The 17,735-nt window shown below is 42.3% G+C and carries 15 protein-coding genes, 1 tRNA gene and 2 pseudogenes; 6 read left to right on the forward strand and 12 right to left on the reverse strand.

The features are described from left to right. Nucleotides 1-8 precede the first annotated feature (8 nt). From QVC79_RS04495 to QVC79_RS04520, 6 genes are all read right to left on the reverse strand, one after another. On the reverse strand, nucleotides 9-833 hold the full coding sequence (locus QVC79_RS04495) for an energy transducer TonB (RefSeq protein ID WP_087419816.1): 825 nt from the start codon (nucleotides 831-833) through the stop codon (nucleotides 9-11). A 4-nt stretch (nucleotides 834-837) separates the two neighbouring features. Continuing rightward, nucleotides 838-1,509: an ExbD/TolR family protein gene (locus tag QVC79_RS04500; RefSeq protein ID WP_027202967.1), complete on the reverse strand. Its 672-nt coding sequence runs from the start codon at nucleotides 1,507-1,509 to the stop codon at nucleotides 838-840. 30 nt (nucleotides 1,510-1,539) lie between these two features. Then, a complete protein-coding gene (locus tag QVC79_RS04505; RefSeq protein WP_027202968.1) occupies nucleotides 1,540-2,142 on the reverse strand; it encodes an ExbD/TolR family protein in 603 nt (200 codons plus the stop codon). Between the two features lie 24 nt (nucleotides 2,143-2,166). Further along, a complete protein-coding gene (locus tag QVC79_RS04510; RefSeq protein ID WP_124317454.1) occupies nucleotides 2,167-2,982 on the reverse strand; it encodes a MotA/TolQ/ExbB proton channel family protein in 816 nt (271 codons plus the stop codon). Nucleotides 2,983-3,015: 33 nt separating this feature from the next. Further along, nucleotides 3,016-3,141 (reverse strand): hypothetical protein, encoded by a 126-nt coding sequence (locus QVC79_RS04515; RefSeq protein WP_262707606.1) that lies wholly within the window; start codon nucleotides 3,139-3,141, stop codon nucleotides 3,016-3,018. Between the two features lie 215 nt (nucleotides 3,142-3,356). After that, nucleotides 3,357-3,749: a hypothetical protein gene (locus QVC79_RS04520; RefSeq protein WP_270593523.1), complete on the reverse strand. Its 393-nt coding sequence runs from the start codon at nucleotides 3,747-3,749 to the stop codon at nucleotides 3,357-3,359. Between the two features lie 213 nt (nucleotides 3,750-3,962). Here QVC79_RS04520 and QVC79_RS04525 point away from each other — a divergent pair, with 213 nt between their 5' ends. Further along, entirely contained in the window at nucleotides 3,963-5,315 is a 1,353-nt protein-coding gene (locus QVC79_RS04525) for an MATE family efflux transporter (RefSeq protein WP_164720055.1), read from the forward strand. 226 nt (nucleotides 5,316-5,541) lie between these two features. After that, on the forward strand, nucleotides 5,542-6,240 hold the full coding sequence (gene pgl, locus QVC79_RS04530; protein ID WP_270593522.1) for a 6-phosphogluconolactonase: 699 nt from the start codon (nucleotides 5,542-5,544) through the stop codon (nucleotides 6,238-6,240). Between the two features lie 45 nt (nucleotides 6,241-6,285). Here pgl and rbp read toward each other — a convergent pair whose 3' ends face one another. Then, the gene (rbp, locus tag QVC79_RS04535; protein ID WP_027202973.1) at nucleotides 6,286-6,627 is read right to left on the reverse strand and encodes an RNA-binding regulator; all 342 of its coding nucleotides are present in this window, start codon (nucleotides 6,625-6,627) and stop codon (nucleotides 6,286-6,288) included. 230 nt (nucleotides 6,628-6,857) lie between these two features. Further along, complete coding sequence (locus QVC79_RS04540; protein ID WP_270593520.1) at nucleotides 6,858-7,040, reverse strand: hypothetical protein; 183 nt, start codon at nucleotides 7,038-7,040, stop codon at nucleotides 6,858-6,860. A gap of 351 nt (nucleotides 7,041-7,391) precedes the next feature. Between QVC79_RS04540 and QVC79_RS04545 the strand changes: the two genes are divergently transcribed. Continuing rightward, nucleotides 7,392-8,711, forward strand: coding sequence for an MATE family efflux transporter (locus QVC79_RS04545; protein ID WP_270593519.1), 1,320 nt, complete (start codon nucleotides 7,392-7,394; stop codon nucleotides 8,709-8,711). A 31-nt stretch (nucleotides 8,712-8,742) separates the two neighbouring features. Here QVC79_RS04545 and QVC79_RS04550 read toward each other — a convergent pair whose 3' ends face one another. The 3 genes and pseudogenes from QVC79_RS04550 to QVC79_RS04560 all read right to left on the reverse strand — a co-directional run. Next, complete coding sequence (locus QVC79_RS04550; protein ID WP_124318286.1) at nucleotides 8,743-9,720, reverse strand: helix-turn-helix domain-containing protein; 978 nt, start codon at nucleotides 9,718-9,720, stop codon at nucleotides 8,743-8,745. Nucleotides 9,721-10,291: 571 nt separating this feature from the next. After that, a complete protein-coding gene (locus QVC79_RS04555; protein ID WP_270593518.1) occupies nucleotides 10,292-11,266 on the reverse strand; it encodes an alpha/beta hydrolase in 975 nt (324 codons plus the stop codon). A 779-nt stretch (nucleotides 11,267-12,045) separates the two neighbouring features. Further along, a pseudogene (locus QVC79_RS04560) lies at nucleotides 12,046-12,228 on the reverse strand (AAA family ATPase); the annotation flags it as partial. Nucleotides 12,229-12,514: 286 nt separating this feature from the next. Between QVC79_RS04560 and QVC79_RS17805 the strand changes: the two are divergent. Further along, nucleotides 12,515-13,170: pseudogene (locus tag QVC79_RS17805) on the forward strand (ORF6N domain-containing protein). Nucleotides 13,171-14,420: 1,250 nt separating this feature from the next. Then, a complete protein-coding gene (locus tag QVC79_RS04570; RefSeq protein WP_270593517.1) occupies nucleotides 14,421-15,914 on the forward strand; it encodes a Fic family protein in 1,494 nt (497 codons plus the stop codon). Between the two features lie 85 nt (nucleotides 15,915-15,999). Here the strand turns inward: QVC79_RS04570 and QVC79_RS04575 are convergent. Beyond that, nucleotides 16,000-16,072: transfer RNA gene (locus QVC79_RS04575), tRNA-Lys, on the reverse strand. Between the two features lie 219 nt (nucleotides 16,073-16,291). Between QVC79_RS04575 and QVC79_RS04580 the strand changes: the two genes are divergently transcribed. Beyond that, on the forward strand, nucleotides 16,292-17,680 hold the full coding sequence (locus QVC79_RS04580) for a S41 family peptidase (protein ID WP_270593516.1): 1,389 nt from the start codon (nucleotides 16,292-16,294) through the stop codon (nucleotides 17,678-17,680). Nucleotides 17,681-17,735: the final 55 nt, after the last annotated feature.

The raw sequence follows: 17,735 nt of genomic DNA on the forward strand, positions 1-17,735 counted from the left end.
CATTTCTTTTATTGTTGTAATTTAAACGTGATCGGTAAAGTGAACCGCACGGAAACCGGTTCACCCCGCTGTCTTCCGGGAATCCATTTACGCATGGCCTTTACCACGCGAACGGCTTCTTTATCCAGCGTCGGGTCGACCGTACGCAACACTTGTACATCACGTACCGACCCGTCCCGTCCGATCACGAATTGTACGATTACTCTTCCCTCTATATTCATTTCTTGGGCAATAGAAGGATACTTGATCTCTTTACCGATCCATTTCATCAAGGCAGCCATACCCCCCGGATATTCGGGAGCTTGTTCCACCACTTGAAAGACCTCATCTTCACTTGCCACGATCAATTTATGGTCTTCCAGATCAGCAATATCCTTACCGTTTTCCTCGTCATTACCCTTCACATCCGCCACGGAAATCGCCGCTTTTGCCTGATTCACCTCATCCTGTGTTTTAATCTCGTCTTCCTCACGAACCTCTTCATCTTTCTTAATCACGGGAGCCGTGAACTTAATCGTTGTCTTCAACGTCGGTGGCGGCGGAACATTCACCGCCACGATCTTGTTCTCTTCCTTCACCTCCGGCAAATCCATCTTCAAATCAGACAATTCCGTCACCGTAACCATCTTTTCCTGCGCCTTAACGGGTGTCAGAAAACGAACAAAAGCCGGAAGAACCATTGCCAGAACCACACAACCTATAATCACGACATAGGCCGTCAAGTGACGCCGGGGTGAGTGTTTACGCAACTCGTAAGCCCCATAATCCTTATTCTTTCCTTCGAATATCAGATCACACCACTCTACCGAATTTACATTTATATCCTTTGCCATGGTCTTATTGTTTTAACTCCCGGTACTCGATGACTTCTTTCAAATCATCAGCATACCCGTCGTGTGTCTTATCCTGTAACAATCGCAAATCCCCCGGAGTTATATCCATGATCGCGTACCGTCCGATATTACATATCTGCATCTCATCAAGAACATCAATCAAATTTTTGTAATTCGCAAAATCGGTAGCCTTGATCAATATAACGGGAGAATCCTTATCTTTTCTGATCTCGGCAGCCTCTTTCAGATATTCCTCGTTCGAGATCTCCAAGTTTGCTTTCTTTTGTTTCAATTCCCGGATCTTCTGCATCACCACCTGATTACGTCCTAACAGGATTGCACGCAAACCGTTCGGGGAAAAATCAGTTTCTTGCACCATATCGGGATTCTCGTAGTCCGGCTCTCCCATATAATAGTACACTCTCCCCTCCTTACCCAATAAAATAGTCATTGCCTTGGAAGCCTTCACCTTGTTTTGCTCCTGCTCATTCAACAAATCTTTCCTCGGCATACTGATTTCCATTGTCTGGGGTTTACTCATGGACGTGCAGAGCATGAAGAAAGTAATCAACAACATATTCATATCCACCATAGGCGTAAAATCCACCCGGATACTGAATTTCTTCTGTTTCCCTTTCTTGCGTTCCCCGCTATCCTTTTGTTGTATTTCTGCCATAATAAATAAATTACAAGTTATAAAGTCCCATCATACCTCCGGCATATTACGCAACGAGGTAATCAAGTTATAACGATTCTCTCGCAGATCCTGCAACGTTGCCATAATATCCTTAATCAACGGGTAAGGAGTTTTCTGATCCGCCTTGATAGCGATCACCAAGTCCTTGTTCACCTCCCGGGCAAATTGCATCCACGATTTAAACTGGTTATTCGTGCTATCACAAGGAATTCCATAATTCATGATCACTTTATCCTGTTCTTCCGACGATAATGCCAAGAATTGTTTCATCCCCTGAATAGGCACCCCGAATGAATTACACAGACTGAATTTTTTCAATTCCTGATCCGAAAATTCAATCTGATAACTCTCCCCCATCTTTTTCAACACCTCGATACGATCCTGTGGTTTATCCAGTCCCATGAACACCTTTCCCGTTGGCTCGACTAAAATAGAGACGATATTTGATTCGGGAATCTTGATCTCGGAAACCGACTGCGGCGGGTTCACCTGCACCGGTTCTTTCTGGATAAACGTGGAAGTCAGCATGAAAAACGTCAACAACAGTACCGTCACGTCGCTCATGGCCGTCATGTCGATAAACGTTGATTTCTTTTTAATTTTCTGACTCATAACGTATATATTAACAAGTGTATACTAGCGTTGTTTAATCGTGAAACTCTGTACCAAGTAAGCCCCGATCTCGTCAATACTATGCGTGATCCCGTCTATCTTACTGGTGAAAAAATTGTAAGCAATTACAGCACACGCCCCGGTTGCAATACCGAAAGCCGTGTTCACAAGCGCCTCCGAAATACCGGTAGAAAGGGCAATAGAATCCGTTCCCCCGGCAGAAGATAATGCAGCGAAAGACTTGATCATCCCGATTACAGTTCCGAGCAATCCCATCAAAGTCCCTAAAGTAGTGATCGTGGCTATTACCCCCAGATTCTGTTCCATCGTCGGCAACTCAAGCATGGTAGCCTCTTCCAGATCTTTCCGTACTGCCAACTGTTTCTCTTCTTTCGACAACGTGTCACAAGCTGACACCTGTGAATAAGTAGAAAGCGATGATTTAATCACGTTTGCCACGGTTCCTTTCTGTTCGTCACAAGCTTGGCGAACAGCCTCAATATTCCCCTCCTCAAGATCACTCTTCACCTTCGTCACGAATTGTTGCAAATTCTTCTTCCCTTTTGCTCTTTTTAAGGCAATCAACCGCTCCACGCTTAAAGTCAATACCGTAAATAACAAAGTCTGGATAACCGGAACGATGATCCCTCCTTTATAAATCGTACCTAGTAAATTTCCCTGAATAGGATGATTGTTCGGGTCATTATTAATAAAATTAGCCGGATTACCATACACGAAATGATAAATAACCATTGCCAGTATAAAACACAGAATGATTATCGGAAATGCAGAAATACCTAAACTTCTTCTTGTTCCTTGTTTTGTTGCAGTCTTTTTCATAGGAGTATTTTTTATATTTTAAACGCTTTAATATTATAATGCCACGTATAATGCCAAGAAAACCAAACCAAATATGACTAACATGATCACGATCGGGTACAATGTTTGAAATAATGCCGAGTTGGTAAAACCCTTGGCATCTTCTTTACTATTCTCCATAGGTCTACTATTATTATTCGTTTATGAATAAATTCAATTTTATAATACACTGAAAAATAAGGATATAATTCGTCCGTCCGTATCCGAAGAAAGATACCATAATTACATTAGTCACCTCTATACCAGCATGTCATATCAAAACACGCTTTCAATGAGCGAGTACAACTCACCGGTATCACCATTCGTGACACTGGACAAAACGGACCTAGGAATAACTAAATAATGATTTTACACAAATCGAACACGTAGAAACCTTGAAGATGTCGAAGTCCCAACAAATCGGAAAAATACCCGTAAGTCTTTTCTGCCATCATCCGGAATTCACTTCTACGTGACGCAAGTTCTGTTTTTCGATAGAACGAGAGGGAGAATTGTTCCCGACTTCCATTATTAACAATCTGCCGGCTTGAAAACTCTAAAGTTCGTTCAAAAACTCCATGCTGATCAAACGGGGTAGTGGAAACTTGGAATTCTTCCGACGCTTTTTCTATGTTCTCCTTATCAGAAATAGGAATATTCCCCTTGGAATTTTCACTTCCAAAGAGATTTACCCCGATGATCAAAAAGAGGAGTAACAACGAAAAATATCGAAATATCAATCCTTTCATTTCTCTCTATTTACAATACCAAAAATACACATATTTTCCAATTCTCGCAATTTTTTGACTTAATATATAGTTAAATTTCTCAAATTTTTGCGTTTCATTTATTCATTATACGGAAACGATGATTAACTTAGTTTCATTCCCGCAAAAAGATTTCAACATTTTTATTTGTGACAATAAATGTACATCTTTGTCCCCGTTTTTAAAATTCAAGTCATGAGAATTAACTCACTGTATTACAAACAGAACATCAACATCGCCTTCCCGATCATGCTATCATTAGCCGGTCAGGCGATCGTACAAATGGCAGATAACATCATGGTAGGACAACTTGGTGCCCCAGAATTGGCAGCCGTGTCATTAGCGGGAGCAATTATCATGAACACGATGGTTGTCGGCATGGGGATTGCCACCGGCCTAACCCCACTTGTGGGCCAAGCTCATGCGCTTGATGATAAAGAACGTATAGCCGGATTTTTCCAAAATTCACTTCTACTGAACACAACCGTGTCACTCGTACTCACCCTTTTCTTGTTCATGCTCATGCCCTACCTTTCCATGATGGGACAACCCGTGGAAGTTGTAGAATTATGCAAAGGATATTATATCCTGACCTCATTCTCGGTCATCCCGTTCATTCTGTTCATGACATTCAAACAATACATGGAAGGAATTGGAAACACGAAGGTAGCCATGGTGATCACGATTTCATGCAATTTGATGAATATTTTCCTGAACTACATATTTATATATGGTAAATTCGGTGCGCCATTCCTTGGGGTAGCGGGTGCGGGACTAGCGACATTAATCTCCCGCCTGATGATGCCTGTTGCTTTTTTTCTCTACATCCATCGTTCCCAAATATATAGCCCCGTATTTCGTTTTTTTCAATTTAGCAACACGAGCCGTCGAAAAATCAAACAACTATTACAAGTTGGCTACCCCATAGCCGGACAAATGGTCGTGGAATTTCTATCCCTCAGCCTCATCACAGTCATGATGGGATGGTTAGGCACCATTGCCCTCGCGGCAAATCAAATTGTCATGTCCATGATTTCCCTTACATTCATGATCTCCAGCGGAATCGCCGGAGCCTCAACCATACTTGTCAGTCATGAATTCGGGCGAGGAAATATCGGGAAAATGCGTCGTTACGCCCATGCTTCTCTCCGCCTTGCCGTTATTTTCATGGCCGGAGCAGCCGTGATCTACGCCTTTTTCGGGACCCCCATCGCGTCCATTTTCACCCCTGATCCCGAGGTGATAAAAGTAGCTCGCAACCTATTCTTCGTGGTCGCCGTGTTTGAAATCTTCGACGGATTACAGGTAACTGCACTCGGAGCCTTGCGAGGTATCACCGATGTGCAGCGTCCCATGATCTATGCCCTCGTATCCTATCTATTTGTCGCCGTACCGCTAGCATATATTGCCGGCATCTTGCTCGACTTCGGGGCTCCCGGCCTACTCTCCGGATTCTGTGGCGGCCTCATGTTTGCTGCCACCCTCTTCATTCGTAGATTCAATAAATCAGTGAGAAACATTCGCCAGCAGCGAGTTACAAACTTATAGATTTTAGATTAAAAGATTACGTGATTGCCGATTGAATGATTCTGCGATTCTATAACCACCTAATCGGCAATCACGAAATCACAGAATAAGCGCTTGTCTCGTGCGGTTGAACTCTAAAATCATAAATCTAAAATTAGTAAGGGTTTTTAACTTTTTTTCTTGTTTATATCATGAATAAACCGTAACTTGCATCGTATAAACAGGTACGAATTAGATCCATACAATCATGAAAATAGAAGTATATAAAACTACCGAAGAAACGCTACGCTCAATGACTGAGACTTTGATAGCGGTGATCAAAAAAAGCAAATCGAAACCTTTTCATATCGCCCTGTCCGGAGGTTCTACGGCGCAACAACTCTTCAAACTATGGGTAAAAGAATACCGGAATGACATTCCTTGGGATATTCTCCACTTTTACTGGGTAGATGAACGATGCGTGTCACCGGAAGATGACGAGAGCAATTTCAAGCATGCTGAACGCCTCCTTTTCATGCCCATGGATATTCCTCAAAATCATATCCATCGCATTTGGGGAGAACAAGAACCCAAAATCGAAGCTGAACGATATTCGGAAATGGTGAAATGGGAACTTCCCGGCTACTCGAATATGCCCCGTTTCGACTGTACTATACTAGGTATCGGGACTGACGGACACGTGGCCTCTATTTTCAACGATTCAATGAATCTACTAACCGACCAGCGAATTTACGCGGTTTCACACCACCCGAAAACGGGACAACAACGCATCACAATGACAGGAACCGTGATTTTAAAAAGTTCTACGATATTAATTCCCGTTGTAGGAGCTGACAAACAGGAGATCATGGAACACCTCGTTCATAAACAGGGAGTATACCCGGCGTCCTACATCTTCTCTCATGCATCAACAGCAACCCTCTTTACAGATCGGGTTACAGAATAAAAAAAGGTGGTTGAAAAACCACCTTTTCTCTATATCTAGGATACCTTAGAATCTTTTCTCGAAACTACGACCACCACCGTTACTGCGACGATCACGACCGCCACCGTTACGGTTAAAACCACCGCGACCACCAGCCGGACGATCGGTTCTCGGTTTGGCAACGTTCACGTTGATAACTTTACCGTCATATTCAGCTTGATTCAATTCATCAATAGCTTTTTGTCCTTGGGTGTCATCAGACATTTCCACGAATCCGAAACCTCTTGATCTTCCGGTTTCTCTATCCATGATAACTTTTGCTGAAGAAACTTCACCGTACTCTTCGAATAACTCTCTTAAGTCACTATCATTCACGTCGTAACTTAAATTTGAAATGTAAATGTTCATTAATACAAACTTTAAAATTAATAATTTAAATACTTGAGGTCGGATATTGTCTAGAAAAGTCTGCTTAACGATACATTTTAATACGATGAAGGCAAACGCTCTGTAGCGATCAAATCAAAACTCAAAATCACGACAAATCTACGATAATATTTTTAATAAACAAATAATCCTACACGTAAAAATAACACGAGGGTAATAAAAATATATTACCCTCGAAAATAAGCACTAAATCAGTGACATATCCTTCTTCCGGGATGCTTTTTAGCCTCCCTTTTTTTAAATTCGGTCTTGTCAAATTGTTCTTGTTGCATCTGATGCTCGCCAACCCAACTTTTATCCTGTTTTGAAGGAATGTTCCGGGCATGCCGGTCCCCACTCGTCGCTCTCGTCTTCTTTTCTTCACGTTCTTTCATAACTTTCTAATTTATTACTTCATATATCTATCCTATATTACATTATACGTCACTGCAAATAGAGTGTTACACGTACCCTCTCCCCCTTAATTCTTTATACAAAAGTTTTGCAAAAAAGAAGAATCTCACATCTTTTTTGTATGTTTGCAGCATTAACCTTATTATTCAACATGAAAGCACAACTCTGCATATAGCTACGCTCCTTGTATAGCATTCCGATCGCAGGCCCCGCCTGTCGGAAACAGAACACGTTTCCGGGAACAGAGTTTATTATACCCTTTTATTTACCGGGCATAACAAGTAATTCCACTCACGTGGAACAATCTTGATATGTGCTATTCAAGTTGAATCATGAATTTTACAAGCAAACAAATCTGGCTCATCAACTATCCCGTGATGATGAGCGTGTTAGTCGAACAATTAATAAATATCACGGATGCCATATTCCTCGGGCATATCGGGGAAACAGAACTGGGAGCCTCCGCCATCGCGGGAATGTACTATCTCTCCCTCTACATATTGGGTTTCGGGTTCAGCCTCGGCCTACAAGTGATGATTGCTCGTCGGAATGGAGAACGGCGTCCCGCAGAAACAGGAAAAGTATTCTTTCAAGGACTATTTTTCCTGACCACACTCGCCATCTCGCTCGTTACTCTTTCCAAAGTTTTCACACCCTTCATCCTGCAACATCTGTTGACTTCGACAGAGATATACGAGGCTGTCATACAATATCTGGACTGGCGGACCTTCGGTCTGTTTTTCGCTTTCCCGATGTTGGCTTTCCGGGCATTCTTCGTGGGTATCACCAAAACCCGTGTACTTACCGCTTCTGCCATCACCCTAGCGAGCATGAACGTGTTGCTAAACTACCTGTTGATTTTCGGTGCCGGAAAAATTCCGGCTTTAGGAATATCGGGTGCAGCCATGGCATCCACGATCTCCGAACTCGGAGGGCTATTCGTACTGGTGATCTACACCCGCTTCAAAATAGACAAACGGCATTACGGCCTTTTCCCCATTTTCAACCAACGACTCATGGGACAACTATTCCGCCTGTCTGTCTGGAGCATGATGCACTCTTTTATCAGCGTGACCCCTTGGTTCCTTTTCTTTATCCTCATCGAACATCTCGGTACCACGCAACTGGCGATCGCCAATATCATTCGGAGCATCTCCACGATCTTTTTCGTCATCGTAAGTTCCTTCTCCACCACCACGGGATCACTCGTCAGTAATCTGGCGGGAGCCGGGGAAAGGAACCAGATCATGCCCTTGTGCCGAAAAATCATCCGCCTCGGTTACTTGCTTGGAATCCCGTTAATCGTGATCGCCCTGTTATTTCCCCACGTGGTCATGGGTATTTACACCCCCGACAGGCAACTCGTTCAACTAGCCTTTTGGCCCTTTGTCGTCATGTTGTCAAACTACATACTCTCCCTTCCCGCACACGTGTTCTGTAATGCAGTGTCAGGCACGGGAGCCACCCGTGCGGCATTTATCTACCAATGTATCACGATCGCCATATACCTTATTTACCTTTCCTGCATCAACCGAATCGGAGAGATCCCTTTAGCGGTGTACTGGACATCGGAGCATCTTTACGTACTCCTTCTTTTCCTTTTTTCATGGTTTCACCTAAAAAGAACAAACGAAAAAATCATAAAATTGTAATAAAGGACGAACACGGTCACGAAAAACTTTTTCAGACCGTGTTCGTCATGTCCGACACCAACTGGCGCTGGTCATTAAAGAAACGAACCCGTTCCTTCTCCCCGCTCACCGTGATCAGCGTGGACGAACGTTTCAACGAGTTCATCCAGCTTTTCAACCGGTTGAATGTCTCCAAGTCAAAAGATGATATTACATTCAGCGTGAACGCCTTCAACATACTTAAATGACAATTCTGACTACTCACATAACAATAACTCGTGTCAAGATTAATATTAGAAAGATAGATATACATCTCGTTCCCCGTGTCCTCGTGCCGTCCTTTCGCCGTAAAACGCTCCAGTTTCTCCAACAGTAACATCAACTCCTCCTGCAACTCCTTCAACTCCCCGGGCGTGATCAGGTTTATACTGGCAAAAAACAACATATCCGTCACCAAATAGTGAAACACCAAATGATCGAGAATATAAAAAGAAGATCTAACACACCGCATCCCATGTAAAAAATCCTGTTGAATCTTGGCCAAGCGGTCACTAATCACCATCTCCCGAAAAGGCTTCACCGAATCCACGTTACTATATTGATACAACCACTTGAACAAATAAAAACGCGTGATCCCGGGATAATAATAACAAAAAGACTTGGGAAGAGTGTTCGTCGAGAAACCGGCCTCCCAGTCCGGTTCATTCTCCGCGCAAGCGAATATCTCGACGAAATCCTGCATCATCCGGAAATCCGCGTCAAGCGGGTTCGCGTACTCCACCAATTTCAATTGGAACGGACGGCTCTTGCACGTGTCCGTCTCCGTCAGATTATCCAGAGAAATTCCCAACTCCTTGGCGACAGTCATAACCTCCACAAACGTGAAGGGGACTTCTCCGCGCAATCGGCGATAAACCGCCTCCCGCTCGATATACAACATATCGACCAAGGTATTTGTCAACTTAGCTCCTTGCGGGATTTTCTTTCGCAATTCCGTCAGGAAACTTTCATACAGTGAAACATCTTTCATACTTATACACTATTTTCATAAAGAACTCAAGTCAAAAGTATGGAAAATACCACCAGATCATCGAAACACGAGAAACATAATACGACTATTTTTGACACGGGTTACCCCGTTTTTCTCCCTATTCAAACATCCAACATTAGCACTCCGTTCCTTCTTTTAAAAATAGTCATTTTTTCTCTTTCCTCTATTCTTCCCTGCAAACAACACGAACAAAAATAGAAACAATCTATTATTAACGTAAACCGACCAACATTTACCTACAAATATAGGTTACTTGGATGAATAAAAATCCCGTACCTTTACATCAGTTTAATAAAACAGTAATAACAAATGAAATAACAGACATCGAGTAAAATCAGGTTCATTAAAACCATTTCTTTTTTTTCATAATTCGTTAACTGGGGGAACATCCCTTGTTTAACTAAAAAACAAAAGCTCGCAAACAGCTGACCGTGAGGGTCCCTAGAGCTACCGGGTCCGCGAAATCTTCAAAACAATAACCCAAATACACACACTATCAGGTCGCGGACCCACTCTTTTTTTAATCACACCATAAAACTTACCACGTGCTTTAACCTAAACAATTACGATCATTCGTCCCATTCTGACGCTCCAGCCAGTCAAACATGATCTGGTAGACCTTTCCCCGGACCTCCTTGCAGGATAGAACCAAATCGTGCAGACCACCCAAGACCGACACGATCTCCACCTGTCCCCGGATATTCCGTGCCACCTGCTGAATATCTCTTACGTTCAATATAGCATCGCGGGACTGCACTTGTTCCTCATTCGAGAAATTCGAGACAGACCTCTCCGAATGTAAAACCAGCACGGGTTTTCGTACTTCAAAAGGTTGCCTCAACTCCCGTTGTGCTTTATGAATAGCCCGAACCCATCCCAAATTAATCCGGGGTGCAACATGCGGTTTCCAAGCCAAGTTATACTCCCACTCTCCCCGACTCTCCCGGTGCAGGAATTTACCATATTGTTCCGTGAATCCTCCGGCAATCTTTATCCCCGGTAAAAAACCACCCACCAATGCGACAAACGGGATACACTTCTTCACAAACCAACTTTTATTAAAATCAAAGAAAGGACTGTTCAACATGATGCCGTCAAAAAGAGAACTATCCCCGTTTTCTTTAGCGTAAAGCGTGGCAATCAACCCGCCCGTGGAATGACCAAACAAAACGGTTGTCCGGCTTCCCTCCTCCCGAATCATTTGCAAAGCGAATGTAATCTCCTCAAAATAAGCCCGAAGATCCCGGATGTCATTAAATTTCTGATGAGGCAACCACGAACGCCCGTATTTTCGTAAATCCAGCGCGTAAAAATGAAATCCCTGCTCGTTAAAACGGCAAGCCATTTCCCGTTGGAAGAAATAGTCATTAAAACCGTGAATATAAAGCACCGACCGACCGTTTCCCTTATCCGACAAACGGCGAACAAGCGTGGCTATCGCCCGTCCCTCGTAATCATCGCGCAAAGAGATTGTCGCTCGTTGAAATCCCTCTCCCAATATATCTTCCTCGTAAAAAGTGTCCATACTCTTGCCTCTTTTTTGTTCTTCCGACCGGACCATATACCCCATGCTCCCAGTCTCTTCGCCATCGAAATTAAATATAAATTTTCATACTTCTATACATTCGCCTATATTTTCAAAATATCCCGCCACCCGGTAATCTCGAACTTGACGCACGAAGGCTACAACTGGTCTCCCGATTCCCTACCCTACCTCTATGCCCCACTATCATCCGACTAAAATTATCCGTATAACAAATATACTTCATAAGGGCATGAAGATTCAAACAAAAACGATTAAAAAATCAATTTAATCGAAGGTGAATGCAAGATGAATGCAGGATGAATGCTCCTTCGTCTAAATGAACTATAAGGTAACACCCTATGGAGAATACAGGAAAGGTTAAGGAGCCTACAAGCAAACTTAGTTCAGAGAACAACTATCTTATAATAAAAAACAAGGGAAATCCCACGGAAATCCTAGGGAAATAATCCCCCTTATTCGAAGATCATTCGAAGCTTCCTCGTGGCTCAAACATTACGGAATGACTAGGCTCCGGGTAAGCATCGAATAATCTCTGAGGGAGCAAGATTATTTGGGTTAAATTACTTCTTTATCCGGGTTGGATTAGAGTAATATCACGGACGTGAATTTATATGGCTTTACCATTAGATGATCTCTTGTACCAGTCTCTTGAACAACTGACACCCAATATTTTTATCGTATCAACACGAAATTTAAACAGGTTTTTAATATTATAGAAATTTATTTAATTCTTCTACTAGCAAAGTAGCCGTCATAGCTTAATTTTCTTGGGTATTAAACAAACGGGTTAAATCTCCAACAATTGGAATTGCACCATACTTTCCGGATAAGTAATCTTTTTCAAACGAAGCATCGTTGCGCACTTTATACTCTGCTAATGAATAAAGTTCAGTTGCCCCATAACGGTCTTTTTGTGTAAACCAAATCTGATCTCGTCGGAATTGTACTTTCCTGAAATAGGTTTACTGGTTTTGAGTAAACTTTTTTCAGGACAATACAGTCCGCATGAAAATATTGTGAGTTTACTCTAATCTTCAATAGAAAATCGCCAAATTTAAGTAGCAGGATTAGACATGAAATTCACGCTTGGCAAGCGTGGATTGCTGTCTGTTTGCAACAAGGCGATGCCTCTGTTTAGATAGAATTTGCAATCCTCGCTTTTTTATTGTATAATTTTTGCTTGGGGGATTGGGCAGAATTAACAGGCGAAATCATCAAGCAATGAACATGGACAACCTTCAGTTAATACAAAGCAAGATACACGAGATCCGGGGCAAAGGGTGATGCTAGATCTCGATTTGGCAGAAATGTACGGGACGGAAACAAAACGTCTCAAGGAAGCCGTTAGGCGTAATACGAAAAGATTCCCTCACGATTTCATGTTTGAACTCACGAGAGAAGAATACAATTCTTTGAGGTCGCAATTTGCGTCCTCAAACACGAGGGGTGGTACTCGTTATATGCCTTTTGCTTTCACCGAGCAAGGCGTGGCAATGCTATCTTCGGTGTTAAATAGTGATGTTGCGATTGAAATTAATATCAATATCATGCGTGCTTTTAATGCCATGTACTCGCCCGATTCGCTTGTCGTGAAAGCAAAATTGGACGAGGAAGAGGACGCGTATCAAATCGAACACAAGATACCGTGGCAATCCAACGAGATGGACGGCGTGGAAGGGACATTACCTATTTACTTTCAGATACGGGGTATTAACGGGGGACAACCGGAAATCATGAATCAATTTTCAATAAAACCGACAGGAGTGATCGAACTCCCGTATAATCATACTGTTCCAAGTGGTCGGTATATTATAGACGTGAAAGTCGGAAACAGAGATCACGGTTACACGATTGATTCAGCTTTCACGGTGATTATAAAGTAATGAACAAGGATCACGCTATTTTGCCAAGACTTGAAAAATAATTTAGTGTTTTTTTTGTTTATGAGATAATTATTTATCATCTTTGCAATAACAGAACGCAAGACGTTCAGTTTTTATTGATAGCGTGCAATTATGCACTGTGAGCAGAAACTAGCAACTTCTATATGGACCACGGTGATTGCAACGCCTTCGAACCTGATTACGTATAGTAATATATATAGTCGGGTCGAGGCTTGCTTTTCGTGTCCTAAGGTTTGTTGCTAGACCTCTGCTACGAAGAGCAGCCCGGTCCGATTTTATAAATCTCCCGGATTGCTAAAATATAGCACCGGGATTTTTTATTCCGGTGCAAACTTGAAAGCAGCCGGAAACGCACAGGGGAGCCACGTTCATCTTCTCACATTAGTAGTTTGAATCCCACCCGGCTGTTTTCTTTAAAAATAGGATTGATCGGTTAAATACTTGAGCGCGGGGTATTTGAACTTAGGACAACTTGATCTGATGAATGAAATTGATAGTTTACAAAAGTTAGATCAAAAACAGAGGGGGAACCCGCGCCCCCTCTTTTAAGATACTTAACGGCGAGAGAATCTGTTAACTCCTTCTCGCTTTAAGTCCGGAAACCGCCTCTTCTCCTAGAGGCGGTTTCATTTGTCATGAGATAAAGGTTATCTTTTCCTAAATATTTCTTGCCATCTTCTTCTTGAATAAATCCTATGGGATGTCTTTCTGTTTCATGCTCATTTTTACTGAACATTGTAACAATCCCTATCAACGCAAAAGCGACTACTTTTGTAATCGCTTCTGGTGATCCGCCCGAGTCTTTAACCCATCCGGTTCACCATCCTAAATATCAATATATTATCTATCATCACCCCGTGAGAGGGGGTACGATTGGGATACTGACTTTTTTAAGGGTTTCTATCCGCATTTGGCGGATGTCTGTCTCCATATATCTTGGGTTCAAAAGTCCGCATTCGTTTTGAATTATACAAGTGTTTGATTATTAATCTTTCAACTTAGGCACAAAATGCAAGCTATATATACATATATATCCTTGCATCTACTTTTTATTTTGTTGTAGAGAAACTTTATAGCCTAAATCTGTCTTTGTACTTTGTTATACTTCTATTTATTTGTTTTCCAAGTATATTTGACTATTTTTGCAAAATATTCGTGTAATACAAAATCACCATGTTCGTGTTTTACAGAAACAGAATAATCGTGTAATACATAAAAGAATCAAGACTATGGCAACGATAGCAGAACTATTAGCATCTTCCTTGGATGCGCTCAAACAAGTGCAACAGGGTAATGATTTTACGATAATTAGAAGTAGTGACTTATCCCGGACACACATAAAAAGATTGGTTGATAATCATTTTCTCAAACCTATCATAAAGGGCTGGTATGTGGCTACCGACCCAAGAGCAATGCCGGGCGACAGTACGGCATGGTATGCTTCGTTTTGGAATTTTATTACCCGATATGCAAATGAACGCTACGGCAAGGAGTGGTGTTTATCAGCCGAACAATCATTGTCGATATATACAGGTGCTACCACCATACCTAACCAAGTTCTTATAAGAGCGCCTAAAGGCAACGATTATATGGTTCCGTTAATTCCCCCGACCTCTATTTTCAATTTAGGGGCAGCATTACCCTCAAAGATTGATACGAACAATCCGTATCATCTCAACCTCTATACACTGGCGGAAGCTATTATTGTAGCTACGCCGACCATGTATCGCAATGATGCGCTAACGATGAGGACTGCCCTTGCAATGGTTAATGATAGCTCGGATATTTTGAAGATATTGGTAGATACAGGGCAAACAGTGCGGGCAGGCAGAGTGATTGGTGCATTTCGTAATATCGGGCGAATGGACATAGCCGATGAAATTGCCGGAACGATGAAGCGTATGGGTTATACTATTTATGAAGAAGACCCGTTTGAAAAGGTGATGGAAATTCATGTGTCGCAATCTCCATTCGCTGTCCGTTTGCGCTTGATGTGGCAGAATATGAGAGAAGATGTAAATGCTAATTTCACCCGGCTTAAAAGTAATCTTTCCGCCAAAGAATTTTTAGAGCGAATGGAAACCCGATACAAATTGGATGCTTATCACTCCCTGTCTATCGAGGGGTATCGGGTTACCGATGAATTAATAAATAAAGTAAAAAGCGGTGCATGGAAGCCGGATGGAGAGGATATGGATTCAAAGAATGCTCTTGCCGCACGTGGTTATTGGCAAGCTTTTCAGGAAGTCAAAAAGAGCGTATCTGATATTCTCAAAGGTAGTAACAGTGCGGATGTGGCGGAACGGGATTTATCGGTATGGCACAGCGAAATGTTCATGCCCTGCGTTACGGCAGGCATTATCAAACCGTCTGATATTGTCGGTTATCGTTCCCATCAGGTCTATATTCGTAACTCGATGCACATACCTCTGAATCCGGGCGCACTTCGTGACGCCATGACCACTTTATTTGAGTTGCTCAAAGAAGAACCGGAAGCTTGTGTAAGAGCCGTATTAGGTCATTTCCTGTTTACTTATATTCATCCCTTCATGGATGAAAACGGTCGTATTGGGCGGTTCTTAATGAATGTCATGTTGGCTTCGGGTGGTTACGATTGGCTGATTATTCCGGTGGAAAGGCGGGATGAATACATGGCAGCACTCGAAAAAGCAAGCGTTGAGGGGAATATAGTTCCTTTTGTGAGATTTTTATCGAGTATTTGATAGTGTTTCAAAAAAAGTATCACTCACGAAACCTGTATTACAACAAAAAAAAGAGACTAAAAATCAACAATTTAGTCTCTTTTCGTGATCCAGCTGGGACTCGAACCCAGGACCCCAACATTAAAAGTGTTGTGCTCTACCGGCTGAGCTACTGAATCCTTCAATTGTGTTTCTCAATTGCGGTTGCAAAGGTATATCTTTTTGTTTCTCTCACAAATTTATTTCGATTTTTTTTCACGCATTTTTTTCATGAAAAGAGTAAAAACTTCATTATGATTTAATTGAGTCTCCCGTTTCCTCGCCATAAATTCGGACAAAAGATAGGAATTGTCGATATATTTTACTTATTTTACCAAACAATCACAAAAAAATCATTCATGAATACATCAAAAATTCTATTTTCTTTATTCCTTGTGCTATCTCTTTTAGTTTCCTGTGAGAAAGATAACAATCACTCGGAAGACGATGAATTAGCCACACGGATGAATCAATTCATTCAGAGCAATTTATCTACATTCTACTTGTGGTATGACGAAATACCGAACATTAAACCGGAATCAAAAAAAGACCCGAAAGAATATTTCAAGGTCCTCCTTTCCTCCAAAGACAAATGGTCCCTGATCACTGATGATGCCAACGGACTTCTGGAAGAAATGGCTGGAACAGGGGAAACTTATGGCTACGGGCTTGCTTACGGGCGATTCAAGGACAGTGACAAATGTTTTGCCATCGTCCAATACGTTTATCCCGGTTCTCCGGCTGCCGAAAAACTGAAACGAGGAGACATTATCGTAGAATTGAACTCGCAAAGCTTTACAGAAAGCGACCTCAGCAAACTTACCAATCCCGGGACCCTCCACTTGGGAATGGGAAAACAAGAAGGGGATGCCATAGCTCCTTCGGGAAAGACCGTCACCATCACTTCCCGGAAAATGGATGCAGACCCCGTTCTTATAGCCAAACTCTTCGAACGGGGAAACCACAAAATCGGCTACCTCATGTACACCAATTTCACGAAAACATTCAACACCAGTATTGTAAAAGCCTTCAACGAATTTAAGGAAGCCGGGATTACCGATCTTGTACTCGACCTCAGGTACAATCACGGAGGCGACGATGACGCCTCCACATTCCTATGCAGCGCGATTGTTCCCAAAGAAAAAGCCGTGGTAGGTACACTTCTCTCCAAAGAAACATGGAATTCGCCCTGCCAAGAAATATTTGAAAGTGACTCCCAATACGAAAACTTACTTAACAGGTTTTTCGTGGAAACCAATTGCAATCTGGATTTACCTTCCCAGAAAGTATATATCTTAACCTCTGGCGAGACTGTTTCAGCCTCCGAGTACACGATTGCCTGCCTTAAAGCATTTATGGATGTCGAACTCGTGGGAACGAAGACTTACGGAAAATACGTCACCATGTACGCTTTCTCCCCGCAATATGAAGAAAATGGGAAATTAGTGGCAGATAAAGAACTGGCCAACTGGTTAATATTTCCGGTATGCTCCCGATTCACCAATATCGACGGGTATCCCAACTCCTTGGAAGGCATGACACCTCAACACGAGGTTAAAGAGGATCTTTTCAACGGCATCCAACTTGGCGATGAAAACGAACCCTTACTGGCAGAGGCCCTAGCCCTCATTTCCGGAACACGGCGAATGCAAGCAAAAGGCAGAAGCATTGAAACATCCCCTGTATTTAACATGCTCCCAAAAGCATTTAATGACATCAAAAGCAACCGGATAATTCACGTAAAATAATCAAATCAATATAGTAATTATTTAGTAAAACATTCGTAACTTGTGATGGAGTTTA

It is taken from the genome of Butyricimonas sp. (assembly GCF_019423355.1).
GTDB classification, from domain to species: Bacteria; Bacteroidota; Bacteroidia; order Bacteroidales; family Marinifilaceae; genus Butyricimonas; species Butyricimonas faecihominis.

Bases quoted from the DNA above. Each gene is read 5' to 3' on its own strand.
- QVC79_RS04495 (WP_087419816.1), bottom strand. From the start codon at position 833: ATGGCAAAGGATATAAATGTAAATTCGGTAGAGTGGTGTGATCTGATA.
- QVC79_RS04500 (WP_027202967.1), bottom strand. From the start codon at position 1,509: ATGGCAGAAATACAACAAAAGGATAGCGGGGAACGCAAGAAAGGGAAA.
- QVC79_RS04505 (WP_027202968.1), bottom strand. From the start codon at position 2,142: ATGAGTCAGAAAATTAAAAAGAAATCAACGTTTATCGACATGACGGCC.
- QVC79_RS04510 (WP_124317454.1), bottom strand. From the start codon at position 2,982: ATGAAAAAGACTGCAACAAAACAAGGAACAAGAAGAAGTTTAGGTATT.
- QVC79_RS04515 (WP_262707606.1), bottom strand. From the start codon at position 3,141: ATGGAGAATAGTAAAGAAGATGCCAAGGGTTTTACCAACTCGGCATTA.
- QVC79_RS04520 (WP_270593523.1), bottom strand. From the start codon at position 3,749: ATGAAAGGATTGATATTTCGATATTTTTCGTTGTTACTCCTCTTTTTG.
- QVC79_RS04525 (WP_164720055.1), top strand. From the start codon at position 3,963: ATGAGAATTAACTCACTGTATTACAAACAGAACATCAACATCGCCTTC.
- pgl (WP_270593522.1), top strand. From the start codon at position 5,542: ATGAAAATAGAAGTATATAAAACTACCGAAGAAACGCTACGCTCAATG.
- rbp (WP_027202973.1), bottom strand. From the start codon at position 6,627: ATGAACATTTACATTTCAAATTTAAGTTACGACGTGAATGATAGTGAC.
- QVC79_RS04540 (WP_270593520.1), bottom strand. From the start codon at position 7,040: ATGAAAGAACGTGAAGAAAAGAAGACGAGAGCGACGAGTGGGGACCGG.
- QVC79_RS04545 (WP_270593519.1), top strand. From the start codon at position 7,392: ATGAATTTTACAAGCAAACAAATCTGGCTCATCAACTATCCCGTGATG.
- QVC79_RS04550 (WP_124318286.1), bottom strand. From the start codon at position 9,720: ATGAAAGATGTTTCACTGTATGAAAGTTTCCTGACGGAATTGCGAAAG.
- QVC79_RS04555 (WP_270593518.1), bottom strand. From the start codon at position 11,266: ATGGACACTTTTTACGAGGAAGATATATTGGGAGAGGGATTTCAACGA.
- QVC79_RS04570 (WP_270593517.1), top strand. From the start codon at position 14,421: ATGGCAACGATAGCAGAACTATTAGCATCTTCCTTGGATGCGCTCAAA.
- QVC79_RS04580 (WP_270593516.1), top strand. From the start codon at position 16,292: ATGAATACATCAAAAATTCTATTTTCTTTATTCCTTGTGCTATCTCTT.